This is a genomic window from Mangrovibacter plantisponsor, assembly GCF_003182475.1.
GTDB lineage: Bacteria > Pseudomonadota > Gammaproteobacteria > Enterobacterales > Enterobacteriaceae > Mangrovibacter > Mangrovibacter plantisponsor.
Genome location: NZ_QGTS01000015.1, coordinates 24,897 through 42,380 on the forward strand (window position 1 = coordinate 24,897; position 17,484 = coordinate 42,380).

At 52.1% G+C, this 17,484-nt stretch carries 20 protein-coding genes; 19 read left to right on the forward strand and 1 reads right to left on the reverse strand.

The window, feature by feature from the left end:
• Positions 1-155: 155 nt before the first annotated feature.
• Positions 156-959: a class I SAM-dependent methyltransferase gene (locus tag DES37_RS20480; RefSeq protein WP_425451729.1), complete on the reverse strand. Its 804-nt coding sequence runs from the start codon at positions 957-959 to the stop codon at positions 156-158.
• A 124-nt stretch (positions 960-1,083) separates the two neighbouring features.
• Between DES37_RS20480 and DES37_RS20485 the strand changes: the two genes are divergently transcribed.
• The 19 genes from DES37_RS20485 (at position 1,084) to DES37_RS20575 (ending at position 17,312) form a co-directional block, all read left to right on the forward strand.
• Positions 1,084-1,863, forward strand: a complete 780-nt coding sequence (locus tag DES37_RS20485) for a helix-turn-helix transcriptional regulator (protein ID WP_110027632.1) — start codon at positions 1,084-1,086, stop codon at positions 1,861-1,863.
• Between the two features lie 352 nt (positions 1,864-2,215).
• The gene (locus DES37_RS20490) at positions 2,216-2,602 is read left to right on the forward strand and encodes a lipoprotein (RefSeq protein WP_036104265.1); all 387 of its coding nucleotides are present in this window, start codon (positions 2,216-2,218) and stop codon (positions 2,600-2,602) included.
• A 70-nt stretch (positions 2,603-2,672) separates the two neighbouring features.
• A complete protein-coding gene (locus DES37_RS20495) occupies positions 2,673-3,731 on the forward strand; it encodes a class I SAM-dependent methyltransferase (RefSeq protein ID WP_110027634.1) in 1,059 nt (352 codons plus the stop codon).
• Positions 3,732-3,803: 72 nt separating this feature from the next.
• Positions 3,804-4,526, forward strand: coding sequence for a beta-ketoacyl synthase chain length factor (locus tag DES37_RS20500; RefSeq protein WP_110027635.1), 723 nt, complete (start codon positions 3,804-3,806; stop codon positions 4,524-4,526).
• Positions 4,523-5,326 carry a lysophospholipid acyltransferase family protein gene (locus DES37_RS20505; RefSeq protein ID WP_110027637.1) on the forward strand — a complete coding sequence of 268 codons (804 nt, stop codon included), beginning with the start codon at positions 4,523-4,525 and terminating at the stop codon, positions 5,324-5,326. The genes DES37_RS20500 and DES37_RS20505 overlap by 4 nt, the downstream gene beginning before the upstream one ends.
• A complete protein-coding gene (locus DES37_RS20510; RefSeq protein ID WP_036104525.1) occupies positions 5,307-5,564 on the forward strand; it encodes a phosphopantetheine-binding protein in 258 nt (85 codons plus the stop codon). Before DES37_RS20505 ends, DES37_RS20510 begins: the two co-directional genes overlap by 20 nt.
• Positions 5,565-5,577: 13 nt before the next feature.
• Complete coding sequence (locus DES37_RS20515; protein ID WP_036104276.1) at positions 5,578-5,838, forward strand: acyl carrier protein; 261 nt, start codon at positions 5,578-5,580, stop codon at positions 5,836-5,838.
• Positions 5,839-5,889: 51 nt separating this feature from the next.
• Positions 5,890-6,423: a COG4648 family protein gene (locus tag DES37_RS20520; RefSeq protein ID WP_110027729.1), complete on the forward strand. Its 534-nt coding sequence runs from the start codon at positions 5,890-5,892 to the stop codon at positions 6,421-6,423.
• Positions 6,420-7,784, forward strand: coding sequence for an AMP-binding protein (locus tag DES37_RS20525; RefSeq protein WP_110027638.1), 1,365 nt, complete (start codon positions 6,420-6,422; stop codon positions 7,782-7,784). The genes DES37_RS20520 and DES37_RS20525 overlap by 4 nt, the downstream gene beginning before the upstream one ends.
• Positions 7,771-8,124, forward strand: a complete 354-nt coding sequence (locus DES37_RS20530; RefSeq protein ID WP_110027640.1) for an ApeI family dehydratase — start codon at positions 7,771-7,773, stop codon at positions 8,122-8,124. Before DES37_RS20525 ends, DES37_RS20530 begins: the two co-directional genes overlap by 14 nt.
• Positions 8,115-9,806: a glycosyltransferase family 2 protein gene (locus DES37_RS20535; RefSeq protein WP_110027642.1), complete on the forward strand. Its 1,692-nt coding sequence runs from the start codon at positions 8,115-8,117 to the stop codon at positions 9,804-9,806. Before DES37_RS20530 ends, DES37_RS20535 begins: the two co-directional genes overlap by 10 nt.
• Before the next feature lie 3 nt (positions 9,807-9,809).
• A complete protein-coding gene (locus tag DES37_RS20540) occupies positions 9,810-10,232 on the forward strand; it encodes an acyl-CoA thioesterase (RefSeq protein ID WP_036104298.1) in 423 nt (140 codons plus the stop codon).
• Positions 10,229-10,834, forward strand: coding sequence for an outer membrane lipoprotein carrier protein LolA (locus DES37_RS20545; RefSeq protein ID WP_110027643.1), 606 nt, complete (start codon positions 10,229-10,231; stop codon positions 10,832-10,834). The genes DES37_RS20540 and DES37_RS20545 overlap by 4 nt, the downstream gene beginning before the upstream one ends.
• Positions 10,821-13,130, forward strand: coding sequence for an MMPL family transporter (locus tag DES37_RS20550; protein ID WP_425451730.1), 2,310 nt, complete (start codon positions 10,821-10,823; stop codon positions 13,128-13,130). The genes DES37_RS20545 and DES37_RS20550 overlap by 14 nt, the downstream gene beginning before the upstream one ends.
• The gene (locus DES37_RS20555; protein WP_110027646.1) at positions 13,127-13,714 is read left to right on the forward strand and encodes a DUF3261 domain-containing protein; all 588 of its coding nucleotides are present in this window, start codon (positions 13,127-13,129) and stop codon (positions 13,712-13,714) included. The genes DES37_RS20550 and DES37_RS20555 overlap by 4 nt, the downstream gene beginning before the upstream one ends.
• A gap of 1 nt (position 13,715) precedes the next feature.
• Positions 13,716-14,885, forward strand: a complete 1,170-nt coding sequence (locus DES37_RS20560) for a beta-ketoacyl-[acyl-carrier-protein] synthase family protein (RefSeq protein ID WP_110027648.1) — start codon at positions 13,716-13,718, stop codon at positions 14,883-14,885.
• Entirely contained in the window at positions 14,882-15,358 is a 477-nt protein-coding gene (locus DES37_RS20565) for a hotdog family protein (protein ID WP_110027650.1), read from the forward strand. The genes DES37_RS20560 and DES37_RS20565 overlap by 4 nt, the downstream gene beginning before the upstream one ends.
• The gene (locus DES37_RS20570) at positions 15,355-16,086 is read left to right on the forward strand and encodes a 3-ketoacyl-ACP reductase FabG2 (protein WP_110027651.1); all 732 of its coding nucleotides are present in this window, start codon (positions 15,355-15,357) and stop codon (positions 16,084-16,086) included. Before DES37_RS20565 ends, DES37_RS20570 begins: the two co-directional genes overlap by 4 nt.
• A complete protein-coding gene (locus tag DES37_RS20575; RefSeq protein ID WP_110027653.1) occupies positions 16,083-17,312 on the forward strand; it encodes a beta-ketoacyl-ACP synthase in 1,230 nt (409 codons plus the stop codon). Before DES37_RS20570 ends, DES37_RS20575 begins: the two co-directional genes overlap by 4 nt.
• Positions 17,313-17,484: the final 172 nt, after the last annotated feature.

Below are 17,484 nucleotides of genomic sequence, written 5' to 3' on the forward strand. Positions count from 1 at the left end.
CCCCTTAAATTACACATCACTTAAGCCAGACTGCACCAGATGTGGGCCAGTGTAAATCAGGGGGCTACTGTTACAGGAAACTTTGAAGTTAATTAGCTCCTGAATATTTCAAAATAATTCAAAAAACAACAAAAAGTAACTCACAGAGATAACCGTCAGGCACTGGTCTGCGCCATGAACATAATGGTGTCTGAGGTAAAAGAGCCGTCATCCTGAAATGCAAAATGCTGGCGGACTTCTTCCGGAGCCGTGACCTGCATTGCACGAATGGCGTCAGATAACACCGGTGGCGTTTTCATGCGCGCAATCCAGGTGGTAAATTCCAGCGGCAGGCGGTCACACACCAAGTGTTTGGTCATCAGCCCACTTTCACTGGCAAACTGCATCCATTCACTTTGGCTGTAATTACGCACATGAGACGGATCACGCAGAATTTCGATAGTCTGCAACCAGGTATCCAGTAACGGTGAGCCAGGCGAGACGATATCCATCATAATAAACATACCACCGGGCTTCAGCACCCGTTTTACTTCCCGCATCGCTTTGCCGACATCGTGCCAGTGATGAGCGGAATAGCGGCTGATGACAACATCAAAACAACCATCACTGAATGGCAGTACTTCCGCCATTCCCTGGCTTACCTGAATATTTCCCAAACCACGGGCACGGGCTGCCTCGCTTACCACTGCCAGCATTTGTTCTGATAAGTCATAAGCAGTAACCTGCGCCACTTTTTCTGCTGCCACAAAACTGGCGTGGCCTGCGCCGCAACCTAAATCCAGCACACTTGCCTGGTTTTTTTCTGCCAGCCACTCACCCAGGCGCACCAAATCCGCACCGGCAGAATGTACCTGGCTGGTTAAATATGCCTGAGCCTGTGAGCCAAATTGTTGGCCGGTTAATACATGATGTTTTATCGCCATCGCTATTACCTTTTTGATTGTATGTGTACAGGTCATTACTCCAGTTACCCACAAAACCGCATGTGCAAAACGCGTTATCTCAGGGGTTGAGGTCACTATAGAGAAGTGTTTATATTGGTACAATATTGCCATTTATACTGGTATTAACAGGTACTACTTAATGCAAAACACGTTATTTTCAGGGCCAAAAGCACTGGGGGCATTTCTGCGTTCAGTGAGGGAAAACACCGCCCCGGCAGATATTGGCCTACCGGCCATGGGGCGGCGGCGCACCAAAGGGTTGCGCAGGGAGGAAGTGGCGCAATTAAGTGGTATCAGTACCACCTGGTATACCTGGATTGAACAGGGCCGCGATATCGTTGTGTCCGCACAAACCCTGGCTAATATTGCAGAAGTGCTGAAGATGAAGCCCTCTGAGCGCCAGTATTTATTTCACCTGGCACTAAAAAGCGACCCACAGGAAGAACAGATTCAGGTAGTAGAAGAGGAAGTGCTGGCATCTGTGCACCAGGTGGCCTCACCCTGTTATTTACTGGATATCACCTGGAATATGCTGGCATGGAACAGTGCGGCGCAGGTACTGTTTACAGGCTGGCTGGGCTCAGAGCCACGGCCCAACATGATGACGTTTATGTTCCAGCACCCGTTGTCTCAAACGCTGGTTTGCAACTGGGAAAACCGGGCCAGCAGAATAGTGGCAGAATTAAGGGCAGATACCATGCATTACCAGCATGACCAGGGGCTGAATGCCTTTGTCAGCCGCATGAATAATGAAAGCGAAACCTTCCGTGAATACTGGTCACGCCAGCAGGTTGTGGTACGTGAAGGCGGTGAGCGCACATTCCGTAATGCGCAAGGGGGCTTGCAGCAGTTCCGCCAGGTTTCCTGGCAATTAACCAGCAACCGCTCAGTAAAAATGATTATGCTAATGCCGGAATAAGCCAGTATTATTTTCACAGGCCAGGGGAAAGCATCTTCGCCTCGCCAAATAACGCTATTTGCCCGGAGACCCTGTGCTGCTTTCAATGTTCCCCCTTACAAATACTTAATAAAAAAACTTTCTCTCCCGTTTAGTTATTTTATATCAATACACTTTGTGAATTAATATCATAGCGGGGCAATTTCATTTTACCTTTCAGCACAGATACACTCGCCAGTCACCTACTAAATATAGCACTCACAGAATAAACCTTTCTGCCGATATGATTATCCAGGATTATAAGTGCCGATTACTTTGCTAATCAGGCCATATCATTACCATATTATTTTTTGATTCTATTAATGGGGTTCGCATGAAAAAGATCGTTAAATGGTTAACTGCTTTTGCAGTTATTGGTGCTCTGGCAGGGTGTGCCCGTACTGCGCCAATTGATAATGTCAATGCCACCGTCAGCGCCGGTCATTCGGCTGAACAAGTCAAAAGCGCTATCTTGAAGGCTGGCATTCAGCGCCAGTGGGTAATGAATGAGACTTCACCTGGCGTTATCACTGCCCGCCAGCAATCCCATGGGCATGTTGCAGAAGTGCGTATCACCTATTCCGCAAACAGTTATGCCATTAATTACGTAAGCAGCATTAACCTGCGCGCATCCGGCGGAAGAATTCATAAAACCTATAACCGTTGGATCGGTAATCTGGACCAGGATATTCAGTTAAACCTGGCCGGCAGTGCTATGTAAGCACTGACAGACACTAACCGGGCACACTGCCCGGTTGTCTACTTTGAGACTGTTTACAAGGTTATTCTTGATGTACGAGCAGGATACACTCAGCGCGCTGGATGCCATTACCGAAGCACAACGGATAGCTTTTGCTCCCATGTTATTTCAAACCGCATTATGTTTGCGTAATTCGGGGATCCTTGCCTTGCTGGATAAACAAGGACCGGCAGGGGCAACACTGGAAAAAATTGTTGAAGAGAGCCCACTCAGTGAATATGCGGTCAGCGTTTTGCTGGATAGTGGCTTAAGTGGCCGGATTATTACCCGCAAAGCATCCTGCTATTACTTATCTAAAGTTGGGCATTTTCTGCTGCACGACCCAATGACCCGCATCAACATGGATTTCACTCAGGATGTCTGTTACCAGGGCATGTTTTATCTTTCCCAGGCGCTGGAAGAGACACAACCTGCAGGCCTGAAAGTGTTCAGTGATGAACCAACGATTTACCCGGTGTTATCTCAACTCCCCTCGCCTGCCCGGGAGAGCTGGTTTGCGTTTGACCATTACTACTCAGATATCGCATTCAATACCATTCTGCCGCTCATTTTTTCCGCAAAACCACGTACCTTATTTGATATCGGCGGAAATACCGGAAAACTGGCGATACGTTGTTGTGAATACGATGAAAATATCGCCGTCACTATTTTGGATCTGCCACAACAAATTGCGCTGGCACGCAAAAATATCGAAAAAGTGGGATTTTTCCATCGGATTCATTGCCACGAAATTGATATGCTCAGTAACCAGCCCCTGCCTGATGGCGCAGATATTTGGTGGATGAGCCAATTTCTGGATTGTTTTTCACCCGAACAAATTGTTGCTATTTTAAGCAAAATAGCCCGAATAATGAAGCCGGGTGCGCAATTGTATATAATGGAACTGTTTTGGGACGTACAAAAATTTGAGGCCGCAGCCTTCAGCCTGAATGCCACTTCGTTATACTTCACCTGTATGGCAAATGGTAACAGCCGTTTTTACAGTTTCGAAAAATTTAATCACTACCTTGAGTTAGCAGGGTTCCAGGTAAAACAACGCCATGACAATTTGGGTATCGGGCATACCTTATTGATATGCGAACCTTTTTAATACCTTAATACGCGGCAGGCTTTGAGAATGGTCTGACCTACCAAATAACAGTTTTATCGCAGAAGCGCGTTGATGAAATTTGCACTTGATATTATTGACTGGCAGGCACGGGCACCAGGGCTTAGCGAAGCAGCAGAGTGGTTACACTGGGCACAGCACCCCTGTGGCATAGACCCGAACGCGCCCCAGGCAAAACTCACCGCATTACCCATGATGACCGCCAGGCGCCTGAATTCCGGGAGCAAACTGGCGGTTGAATGCGGGCTTAACATGTTAAGTAAGCACAGCATTGACGCCGTGCTTTATACCAGCCGCCACGGCGAACTGGAGCGCAATTACCGTATTCTGAATGCGCTGGCAGATGGCCAACCCGTCTCGCCAACTGATTTTGCTATGTCTGTTCATAATTCTGCGGTTGGTAATCTGACTATTGCTGCGCGCCAACCCGCTGTAACATCTTCATTATCTGCCGGTATGGATACTTTCCAGCAAGGGTTGTGTGAAGTTATCTGCCTACTGCAGGCCAGTTACCAACGCGTATTGATTGTCGATTTCGATGGTGCTTTGCCGGAGTTTTACCACCCAGGTATGCCTGCCACGATGCCATGCTGGGCATTTGCTACCGCACTGGTGATTGCGCCGGGGCAAGAACTGTCCTGCGAAACAACCTGCGATGCTGATGGCTCCGAAGCCGCGTTACCGCAAAGTTTACAATTTCTGCAGCATTACCTGCGTGGCGAACCCGAATTCAACATACCTGGTGAGCGCTTAACCTGGCACTGGAGCCGTTCATGAAATGGCTGAACCAGGCCTGGCGGCTGGTGACAACCGGGTTGTGTTTTGCACTGTTTGGCCTGGGTGGCCTGGTGTTGTCTTTAGTCTGGTTTAATTTGTTGTTGATTGTTGTGCGTAACAAAGACCAACGACGCAGTCTGGCCAGGCGCAGTATTTCTGCCTGTTTTCGTTGTTTTTTATTCATAGCAAAATACACCGGCACGCTAAATTATCGCATCGAAGGTGCCGATATATTAAAACAGGAGCGCGGTTGTCTGGTGGTAGCAAACCACCCAACACTGATTGACTATGTTTTGTTGGCGTCAGTAATGCCGGAGACTGACTGTCTGGTTAAAAGCCGGTTATTGAAGAACCCCTTTGTCAGTGGTGTAATTCGGGCGGCTGATTACCTGATTAATAGCGAAGCAGACACGTTATTGTCTGAAAGCCAGAAGCGGCTGGCACGGGGAGAAACCTTGTTGATTTTTCCTGAAGGAACCCGCACGCGGCAAGGGCAGGACATGGTGTTACAACGTGGTGCCGCAAATATTGCTGTACGTTGCCAGTGTGATTTACGTGTCGTGACAATCCATTGTAGCGAACACCTGCTCGATAAGCAGAGCCACTGGTATAACGTTCCGCCCACAAAGCCCGAATTTACCGTATGGGTAAAAGAACGCATTGCGGTAAAACCCTTTACTCATGCCGATGCTCAAGTGCCAACACGGGCTGTAAGGCAACTTAATAAGCACCTTTTACAGAAATTACAATTAGTTAATGATCCATTTTTGGGGATGAATGATGCAAGCGCTTTACCTTGAGATTAAAAATCTCATTATTAATACACTGAATTTAGATGAACTCACAGCCGACGATATTGATACAGAAGCCGCTTTGTTTGGTGACGGTCTTGGCCTTGATTCTATTGATGCACTGGAGCTCGGCCTGGCGGTAAAAAACCAGTACGGTGTCGTATTGTCTGCTGAAAGCGAAGAAATGCGCCAGCACTTCTATTCCGTCGCGACCCTGGCCGCGTTTATCAATTCCCAACGTTCCTGAGAATGCATTCATCATGACTGAACAAACTGACCAGAACGCAATCTATCAGGAAGTTTCGGCACTGCTGTGCAAATTGTTTGAGATAGATGCAGACAGTATCACCCCTGAAGCCCGCCTGTACGAAGACCTTGAGCTCGACAGCATTGATGCCGTTGACATGATTGTGCATGTGCAGAAAAAAACGGGCAAAAAAATCAAACCGGAAGAATTTAAGGCTGTTCGCACGGTGCAGGATGTTGTTGATGCCGTTGAACGGTTAATGAAAGAAGATTGATTTGCCGTGCGGCATTTTTATCAACGGTTGCTGGTGCTGATAACGGCATTAATGCTGCTGGCATGGCCTTTTCTCGTCTGGTTTGGTCTGGCACATAACGGCCTGCACTGGTTGCTACCCGTAATGGCATTACTGTTAGTTTTTCGCCTCAGGCAAGTCCGGCGAAGAACAGGCCCTCTGCGCCTTGTGGCACTGAGTGTAGCCGCCGCCGGGTTAGTGCTGTGCGTTGCCAGTTTTGTGTTACGCACTCACCAGTTACTGCTTTTCTACCCCGTCGTTGTCAACCTGGTCATGCTGGTGCTGTTTGGTGGTTCACTTTTTACAGCCATGCCGCTGGTTGAGCGCATTGCACGCCTGAAAGAGCCTCAATTGCCGCCGGAAGGGGTACGGTACACTCGCCGGGTCACACAAATCTGGTGCGTATTTTTTGTCGCTAACAGCAGCATCGCGCTCGGTACAGCGCTGTCAGGGAACCTGGCGCTCTGGACCACCTGGAACGGGCTAATTGCTTATTTTCTCATGGGCGGTTTAATGGCTGTTGAGTGGCTGGTGCGCCGCAGGGTAATGAAACGAGAAAGACCATGACACACACACTTCCCTTGTCTCAGTGGCTGGGTAATACGCGTGCTGACGCAACCCTCATTGCCTGGCTCGGCGATAATACCTGGACACAAGCCAGGCTGCGCTACGATGTCGCACTGCTACTGGCCCAGCTCAATAACCACCCGGGTGAGCGCTGGGCTCTGTGCTTTGAAAACAGTTACTTGTTTATTGTTGCGTTACTGGCAACGCTCTGTGCGCGAAAGATTCCGGTTATTCCCGGCCATTCCCGTGTCGCATTGCTGAAAGAACAGTGTGTGTTTTTTGACGGGATACTGAGCGACAAACCCCTGTCATGGCCTGAAAACTTGCTGGTTGTCTCCTCGTCTGGTGAAGCAACGATTACACAGCAACCACCACTTCCCATTATTGATGATGACCAGTTTCTCGAGCTGTTTACCTCAGGCTCAACCGGGCAACCGAAACGGGTTGTAAAGCGTATTGCCACACTGGACCAGGAAGCCCGTATCCTTGCGGCCCGGTTCGCGCCACATATGACAGATTGCCGGGTTGTTGCATCGGTGGTTCCTCAGCATTTATACGGCCTCACCTTTCGTATTGTTCTGCCCATGGCGTTAGGCCTGCCACTCCATGCAGCCATGCTGTATTACGCAGAGCAACTGACGGCGTTAAACCCGCAGTACCGTTATGTATTTATCAGTAGCCCGGCATTTCTTAAACGCCTGGATAACCAGTTGCCCGCACCACAAGTGGCAATGACGTTTTCCGCTGGCGGCATGCTGCCCTGGCATGATGTGCAATATACCCGCGACTGGCTGGGTCAAACTGTCGATGAAATCTATGGCAGTACGGAAACCGGGATTTTAGCGTGGCGGCACAGAGAACAGGACCAACAACCATGGGTTCCCTTCCCGGGTGTTTATTTTGCGCATCAGGCCGAGAAATACATTGCCCATTCCCCACTGATTGACAACCCGTCAGGACTGATACTGGACGATATGCTGGCACTCAATGATGACGGCAGTTTCCAGTTATCCGGACGGCGGGGCCGGGTAGTGAAAATCGAAGAGAAACGGGTTTCATTAACCGAGGTTGAGCAGCGCCTGCTGGAACTGGATGGTGTGAAAGATGCCGCTGTAATCCCGGTATCCCGGGGTGGCCGCCAGGGCATTGGAGCCTTGCTGGTGCTGGATGAAGAACATGGTTCGTTATGGTGTTCATCCAATAAAAAAACGCTGGAATTCGCCTGGCGGCAGGCTTTATTGCCATGGCTTGAACCGGTTGCCATACCGCGTTACTGGCGAGTGATTCAAGAAATTCCGGTCAACAGCATGAATAAACGTGTCTACGGGCAGTTGCAGGAGCTATTCCATGAAACCTCGTGAAATTGCACGCACGGCTGTACAGCCCAATGAGAAAGAGTTTGTGCTGGCCCTTGACCCTGAACTGTTTTGGTTTCGCGGGCATTTTGCCATACAACCTTTATTGCCAGGCGTGGCCCAACTTGACTGGGTGATGCATTACGCCATAACAGAACTGGCTCCTGGCTTTCGTTTTCTCAGCATTCAGAATGTGAAATTCCAGTCGCCACTGCTACCTGGCAACATTGTCACCCTGGCTATTCGCTGGCTTCCTGAAAAGCAAATGCTTACGTTCAGTTATCACCGCCATGATGGTGATGAACGCCATGCAGCCAGTAGCGGGAAGATAAAACTATGCCGTTAGACTTCTCACCCTGCGTTGTCATTCCTTGCTATAACCATGGCGCAATGATGCCGGGAGTATTGTCGCGTCTGGCTCCTTTCGCTCTGCCCTGTTTTATTGTGGACGACGGAAGTGATTCTGCCACACAGAGCCAACTGGAATCGCTGGCGAACGACAATAGCCATGTGCAACTGATTCGCATGCCACAAAACGCAGGCAAAGGCGCGGCCGTGATCCACGGCTTAACTGTGGCGGCACAACAAGGTTTTACCCACGCGGTACAAGTCGATGCCGATGGCCAGCACGCCATTGAAGATATTCCTGCACTGCTGGCGCTGGCGCAGCAATATCCGGGCGACCTGATTTCCGGAACGCCCATTTATGACAACTCCATTCCCCGTTCGCGGCTATATGGCCGCTGGATAACCCACGTATGGGTTTGGATAGAAACCCTGTCGCTGCAACTGAAAGACAGCATGTGCGGGTTCCGCGTTTACCCAATTGCCCCAACGTTACGCCTGGCAAACCAGGTGACGTTAGGCAAACGGATGGACTTTGATACAGAAGTGATGGTTCGCCTCTACTGGCAAGGCCACAACAGCCATTTTGTCCCAACCCGCGTGACCTACCCGGAAGATGGGTTATCCCATTTTGACGCGTTTAAAGACAATGTGCGTATCTCGTGCATGCACACGCGCCTGTTCTTTGGCATGTTGCCACGCTTTCCTGCCCTTCTGCTGCGCCAGCGCCGCACCCAGCACTGGGCAAAACAACAGGAAGTGAGTGGGCTGTGGGGAATGCGTATCATGCTGAAGGTTTGGCAGTACCTTGGGCGCAACGCGTTCTCGGTTTTGCTGTGGCCGGTGGTCGCGGTTTACTGGCTGCTGGCGCGCCGGGCGCGTGCTGCATCGCAGCAGTGGCTGAGCCGGGTAAGAACACGCCTGGCGGAACAACAACGCCCGGAGCCGCCGCGCCTTAACAGTTATTTTCACTTTTTGCGCTTCAGCCAGTCCATGCTGGATAAAATTGCCAGTTGGCGAGGTGAATTGCAGCCAGGTAAACAGATTCAGTTCGCCCCCGGCGCGCAGGAACACCTGGACTTAACCTCACCTCAGGGCAAATTATTACTGGCCTCCCATTTGGGCGATGTTGAAGTCTGCCGGGCACTGGCTCAGTTGCAGGGTGACAAAACCATCAATGCCCTGGTCTTCCATGAAAATGCACAGCGGTTTAAACAAATCATGGAAGAGATGGCGCCTCAGGCGGGGCTGAACCTGATTCCGGTCAATGATATCGGGCCAGAAACCGCCATGCTGCTCAAAGAAAAACTCGACCAGGGTGAGTGGGTTGCCATTGTGGGTGACCGCCTGGCCGTTAACCCACAACGTGGCGACTGGCGGGTCACCTGGAGCAACTTTATGGGGCATCCGGCACCCTTTCCGCAAGGGCCATTTATTCTGGCTGCCATTATGCGCTGCCCGGTTTTCCTGCTGTTTGCCCTGTCGCAACACGGGCAACTGTGCATCCACTGTGAACCATTCGCCAACCCGCTATTGCTCCCCCGGGGCAACCGCCAGCAGGCATTACAGCAGGCAATTGACCGTTACGCTGAGCGGCTGGAGCATTACGCCCTCCTGTCGCCACTGGACTGGTTCAACTTTTTTGATTTCTGGCGCCTGCCTGACGCCGACGATAAGGAGTAACAGGTGTTAAACAACCCACGTTTCACCACGGAAGTCACGCTGACCATTCCTTTTCATGATGTCGATATGATGGGTGTGGTGTGGCACGGAAACTATTTTCGGTATTTCGAAATTGCCCGGGAAGCGTTACTCAACCAGTTCAATTATGGTTACCGGCAAATGAAGGAGTCCGGTTATGTCTGGCCCGTGGTTGATACCCGGGTGAAATACCGCGATGCACTGACTTTCGAGCAAAAAATTCGCGTGCGGGCCCAGGTAACCGAATACGAAAACCGCCTGCGCATCGACTACCAAATTTTTGATGATGCATCAGGGAAGCGCACCACCACGGGCTATACCATTCAGGTTGCCGTAGAAGAAGCCAGCCGGGAAATGTGTTTTATCAGCCCGCCGGTGCTGTTTGAACGTATGGGAGTTACGCAATGAAATACTGGGCACTCGTCTTCATTCTGTTCAGCCATTTTACCTGTGCCATTACGCTGGATGAGCTACAACAGCGTTTCACGCAAACGCCGGTTATCCGTGCGCATTTTCAGCAAACCCGTACCATCAAAGATATGCCACAGCCGTTGTTATCTCAGGGTGACATGCTGATTGCCCGTGACCAGGGGTTGTTATGGGACCAAAAATCGCCCTTTTCTATGTTACTGATGCTGAACAATACCCGTATGGTGCAAATCATTAACGGGCAGCCACCACAAGTGGTTACGGCTGAAAATAACCCGCAAATGTTTCAGTTCAACCATTTGTTGCGCGCACTGTTTCAGGCCGACAGAAGCGTACTGGAACAAAACTTCCGCCTTGATTTTCAGGATAAAGGCCAGGGGCGATGGTCATTACGCTTGCAACCCATCACTACACCGCTGGATAAAATTTTCACCTCAATTGACCTGGCCGGGCAGACCTGGCTTGACAGTATCCAACTCTACGACAAGCAAGGCGACCAGACCCGGATTGTGCTTTCTGACCACCGTTTAACGCCCGCAACATTAACCGATGAAGAGCGTAAACGCTTTGACGAACACTAATTCCCGCGCCCCGGCTTACTTGTGGGGGGCGTTGTGCCTCGCCATGCTGGCGGTATTACTCTGCATTCTGCCGGGAGCCAAAATAAACAGCAGCGTGCTGGCGATGCTGCCAGAACAGGCCACTGGCAATATGCCACCGGCACTGAACGATGCATTTGTCACGCGCCTCGACAGGCAACTGGTGTGGTTGGTAAGCCCGGGCAAAGCAGCGCAGCCTCAGGCCGCCCGGTTCTGGCTGAATGCCCTGCAACACAACCCGTTATTCAGCAAGGTAAAAGGGCCAATGGACGCGGCCAGTCAGCAAGCCTGGGGCACGTTTTACTGGCAACACCGCAATGAGCTGATTGACAGTGCGACAAGGCAACGCCTTGAGCAGGGTGGCAGCGCGCAGGCGCAGTGGGTACTGGCACAGCTTTACTCGGCATTTTCCGGGGTCAGTGCCAAAGAGTTGCATAACGACCCACTGATGCTGATGCGTGGCGCGCAGTTAGCACAAGCGCAAAGCGGCCAGAAACTCCGCCTGATGGATGGCTGGCTGGTTACCCAGGATGACCAGGGGCGTTACTGGTATTTACTACATGGCGAACTGGCAGGCCACGCTTTTGATATGCACCAGAACCACCAGCTTGTCACCACGCTGGCGGCACTGGAACAACAGTTGAAAGCCGCTTACCCCGATGCCCGGCTGCTCTCCCGGGGCACCGTCTTTTACAGTGATTACGCCAGTCAGCAAGCCAAACGGGATATGTCCTCTCTGGGCACGGTGACCATTATTGGTGTGTTACTGCTGATTTTTGCCACTTTCCGATCACTACGCCCATTACTGTTATGCCTGCTCTCCATTGCCATGGGTGCGTTGGCCGGCACACTGCTGACCCTGCTTATCTTTGGTGAGTTACACCTGATGACGCTGGTAATGAGCATGAGCATTATTGGGATTTCAGCTGATTACTCGCTCTATTATTTAACTGAGCGCATGGTGCATGGCGAAACCGTAACCCCATGGGAAAGTCTGGCCAAAGTGCGTAATGCCCTGCTGCTGGCATTATTGACCACCATTGCCGCATACCTGCTGATGATGCTCACGCCCTTCCCGGGAATACGCCAAATGGCGGTGTTTGCAGCTGCTGGTTTAAGTGCATCCTGCCTGACAGTTCTGTTCTGGCACCCGTGGTTAAGCCAGCGGCTGCCTGTTCGCCCGGTGCCTGCGATGGCGTTGTTGCTGCGCTGGCTGGCTGCATGGCGGCGCAACAACATACTGCGCATTGGGCTGCCTTGCGGGCTGTTTTGCCTGTGTCTGGTGGGCCTCAGCCAGGTGCGCATCGATGATGACATCACGCAACTCCAGGCGCTGCCACAGTCATTACTCACTCAGGAAAAAATCATTACCCGGCTAACCGGGCAAAGTCTCGAACAAAAGTGGTTTGTGGTTTATGGCAAAAATGCCCAACAAACACTGGAACGCCTGGAAGCCCTGAAGCCCGAACTGGATAAAGCCCGGCGACAAGGGGTTATTCACCAGTATCGCACTGTTGGCCTGAATTCATTAAAGCGGCAGGCTGCAGATTTAGCGCTGCTGCACCAGGCGGCACCCTCGGTAGAAAAGGCGCTAAGCCAGGCGGGGATTACGTCGTTCACGCCAGACCTGACGCCCATGCCGGTTACCGTACCTCAATGGCTGGCGAGCCCGGCAAGTGAAGGCTGGCGGTTGATGTGGATGACGCTTCCTGACGGAACCAGTGGTGTTCTGGTACCGGTAGACGGGGTGGATGCCCAAACGAGTGTGGTTATGGCAGGCATTGCACAGCAATTACCCGGTGTGAGCTGGGTGGACCGTAAAGTGGCTTTCGATACGCTATTTTCCCATTACCGCACGGTGCTTACCCGCTTATTACTGGTGGCGCTGGCAGTCATTGCAGCCAGTGCGATACTCCGCCAGGGGTTACGTAAAGGCCTGGTCACCCTGGTTCCGTCGGTGCTGTCGTTAGGCTGTGGCCTGGCCGCACTGGCGTTCAGCCAGCATGCCGTAAACCTGTTTTCATTACTGGCCCTGGTCCTGGTTCTGGGGATTGGGATTAACTACACCCTGTTTTTCAGTAACCCGCGCGGCACCCCGGTAACCTCATTGCTGGCAATCACGCTGGCAATGCTGACCACATTATTAACCCTCGGCATGCTGGTTTTCAGCACGACGCAGGCCATCAGCAGCTTTGGTATTGTCCTGGTCAGTGGCATTTTCTCAGCATGGCTGCTCTCCCCACTTGCCATGCCCCATAAAAAGAGAAAAGTGAAATGATTAAACCTGTGTTGTTCTCTACCTTCTTGTGCCTTGCCACCACGTTAATCAGCGGGTGCAGCTACCACAATAACGCAAGTGTTGCCGGCCGTCCTCAGGCCTGGCTGGAGCCAGGTACCCGTATCACGCTACCCGCGCCGGGCATTTCTCCGGCAGTTAATTCCCAACAATTGCTCACCGGGTCTTTTAACGGGAAAACTCAGTCACTGTTGGTGATGCTGAATGCTGACGATAAAAAAATCGCGCTGGCAGGGCTGTCATCTATTGGTATTCGTTTATTTTTAGTGACCTATGACAAAACAGGGTTGCATACCGAACAGTCGATAGTGGTTCCACAATTGCCGCCGGCAAGCCAGGTACTGGCAGATGTTATGCTCAGCCACTGGCCACTCAGTGCATGGCAACCACAATTACCCCGCGGCTGGACACTGCAGGACAGTGGCGATAAACGCGAACTGCGTAACGCTAAAGGGGCATTAATCACCGATATTACCTATATACAACGCAAAGGCCGCCGTGAGCCAATAAGCATTGAGCAACACGCGTTTAAATACCACATCACCATTCAATACCTGGGCGACTGATATGATTTATATTTCTGCCATCGGTGTGATTAATGCACTGGGGAATACCGCAGCCGAGGTGGCACAACACCTGGTGCTGGGTAAATCCCCCGGCATGCGCCCACGTGACGGGTGGTTGTCCGGCCACCCGCAGGCGGTGCTGGGCGGAGTGGACGGTGAGCTGCCAGTCATTCCCGAGACATTCCATGCGCATCACACCCGCAACAACCAGTTGCTGCTGGCGGCACTGGCGCAAATCCAGCCCACCGTTGACCAGGCTATAGCACAATACGGACTGGAACGAATTGCTATTGTGATGGGTACCAGCACATCCGGGCTGGATGAAGGTGACCAGCATGTGCGCCTGAGCCGCACAGGCCAGCCCAGCGAGCACTGGCGTTACCCACAACAAGAGCTGGGTGACCCTTCGCGCTTTCTCAGTAAATGGCTTGGGACCACAGGCCCGGCATTTACGCTGTCCACCGCCTGTTCGTCCAGCGCACGGGCTATTATCAGCGGGCAACGCCTGCTTGCGGCGGGCCTTGCCGATATTGCTATTGTTGGTGGTGCTGACACGCTGAGCCGTATGCCGGTTAACGGGTTCCATAGCCTTGAATCGCTCTCACCAACGCTGTGCCAGCCATTCAGCCGTGACCGAAGCGGCATCACCATTGGCGAAGGTGCGGCACTGATGGTGCTGACCAAAACACCACAGGATCTCGCATTACTGGGGGTTGGGGAATCCAGCGATGCCTGGCATATTTCCGCGCCGCACCCGGAAGGAAAAGGTGCGATTCAGGCAATCCAACAGGCACTGGATAATGCCGGGCTGTCTGCAAATGAGATTGGCTATATCAACCTGCACGGTACCGCCACCCGTCTTAACGACCAGATAGAATCGCGGGTAGTACATGATTTATTTGGCGACAAAATACCCTGCAGCTCCACCAAACACCTGACCGGCCATACGCTGGGAGCGGCAGGCATTACTGAAGCAGCACTGAGCGCCCTGATTTTGCGCCAGAGGCTGCCTTTACCAGCCCAGAACTTTACGCTTTCGCCACTCGACCCGGAATTACCGCCCTGTGGCATTCTGCGGCAGTCACAGCCTCTGGTACGCCCCATCATCCTGTCGAACTCTTTCGCCTTCGGAGGAAACAACGCCAGTATCATTTTAGGGAGAACCTCATGAACAGCTACCAGCCACCCGGCAACTATCTGCCGCATGAATCCCCCATGATGCTGTTGGATGAAGTAGTCAGCGTGACCGATAACAGTGCCGATTGCCGGGTCGCTATTCATTCGGCAGGGGTTTTAGCGCCTTTTCTGACTGAGACGCACACCCTGCCGGGTTGGTACGGGCTGGAGCTGATGGCACAAACCGTTGGGGTCTGGTCTGGCTGGCACCGCCAGCAACGTGGCCAACAAAGCATTGCGCTGGGTATGGTGCTGGGCGCTCGCGAATATACCTGCCCGGCAGGTGAATTCCCGGCTGATGTGATACTGGATATCCATGTCAGCCTGCTGATGCAGGATGCCCGCTTCGGCAGTTTTGAATGCACTATCCACCACCTTAATCAAAACCTGGCTACCGGGCGCATTAATACTTTCCAGCCCGATAGCCAGGAATTAGCTTCACTTTTTCAACAGGGAAATACGCCATGAAACGTTCCGTGCTTGTCACTGGTGCCAGTAAAGGCATAGGCCAGGCCATTGCCCGGCAACTGGCGGCAGATGGTTTTATTGTTGGAGTGCATTATCACAGCGATGCCTCTGGCGCGCGTGCCACGCTGGATGCCATTGAACAGGCTGGCGGCCAGGGGCGGCTTTTATGTTTTGACGTTGCCAACCGCCAGCAATGCCTGGAAATCATTGAACAGGATATTGAGTCTCACGGTGCCTGGTACGGGGTGGTGAGTAATGCCGGGATCACGCGGGATGGCGCGTTTCCCGCCCTGAGCGATGACGACTGGGACCGTGTTATCCATACCAATCTGGATAGCTTTTACAATGTTATCCACCCCTGCATTATGCCTATGATCAGTGCCCGCCAGGGCGGAAGGATCATTACGCTGTCTTCAGTTTCCGGGGTGATGGGCAACCGTGGGCAAGTGAATTACAGCGCCGCAAAAGCAGGTATTATTGGCGCGACCAAAGCCCTCGCCATTGAGCTGGCAAAACGCAAAATCACTGTCAACTGCATTGCTCCCGGTTTGATTGATACGGGAATGGTCGCACTTGAAGAAGCCGCCATGAAAGAAGCCATGTCCATGATCCCCATGAAACGAGTGGGGCAAGCCGAAGAGGTTGCCGGGCTGGCCAGTTATTTAATGTCTGATATCGCTGGTTATGTCACTCGCCAGGTGATTTCTATAAACGGAGGTATGTTATGACAAGACGTGTTGTCATTACTGGCATGGGTGGAGTAACCGCGTTTGGGGAAAGTTGGGCAAGCGTTGCCAGCCGCTTACTGGCAGGCAAAAATGCAGTACGTAAAATGCCGGAATGGCAAGTTTACGACGGGCTGCATACCTTACTGGGTGCGCCAATCGATGATTTCACGCTGCCAGACCATTACACACGTAAACGCATTCGCGCCATGGGGCGGGTTTCACTGCTCTCTACCCGCGCTACTGAACTGGCACTGACTGAAGCCGGGCTGGTTGATGACCCGGTACTCACCAGTGGGGAAACCGGCATCGCTTACGGCTCATCTACCGGGAGCACCGGGCCAGTGAGTGAGTTCGCCACCATGCTCACAGAAAAGCACACCAATAATATTACCGGCACCACCTATGTGCAGATGATGCCACACACCACCGCCGTGAATACGGGGTTATTTTTTGGCCTGCGCGGGCGCGTCATTCCCACCTCCAGTGCCTGTACATCGGGCAGCCAGGCCATTGGATATGCCTGGGAAGCTATTCGCCACGGGTACCAGACCGTTATGGTGGCCGGTGGTGCTGAAGAGTTGTGCCCATCTGAAGCCGCGGTCTTTGATACGTTATTCGCCACCAGCCAGCGTAATGACGCGCCGCATACCACCCCTTCCCCATTTGACCAAAACCGCGACGGGCTGGTCATTGGTGAAGGTTCAGGCTCGTTGATTCTTGAAGAACTGGAACACGCCAAAGCCCGCGGTGCCACCATTTATGGTGAAATTGTTGGGTTTGCCACCAACTGCGATGCGGCACATATCACTCAACCGCAGAAGGCCACCATGCAAGTGTGTATGGAAAAGGCATTAAATATTGCCGGATTATCTGCCAGCGATATTGGCTATATTTCTGCACACGGCACAGCCACAGACCGTGGGGATATAGCTGAAAGCCAGGCCACCGCAGCAATTTTTGGAAATAAAACGCCGATTTCATCGTTAAAAAGCTATTTTGGGCACACCCTTGGCGCATGTGGTGCACTGGAGGCCTGGATGAGCCTTGAGATGATGCGGGAAGGATGGTTTGCACCAACCATTAACCTGCACCAACCAGATGAGCAGTGCGGTGAGCTTGATTACATTATTGGCGAAGCCCGCCACATTGATTGTGAATACCTGCAGAGCAATAACTTTGCCTTCGGTGGTATCAACACATCCATCATCATTAAGCGCTGGGCCTGATTGTGTTGCGCACCCGGGTAATGGTTCGCCGGGTGTGCCACCAACGGAATAAGCATCCCTTATTAAAGACATGCCCCGGAGACCGCGTGGCTATCCTCAGACATACGAAAGCGGGTAATAAGACCACTTTCTATGCAGATATCGAGTACAAATTCAGTTTCAGTCAGCTTCT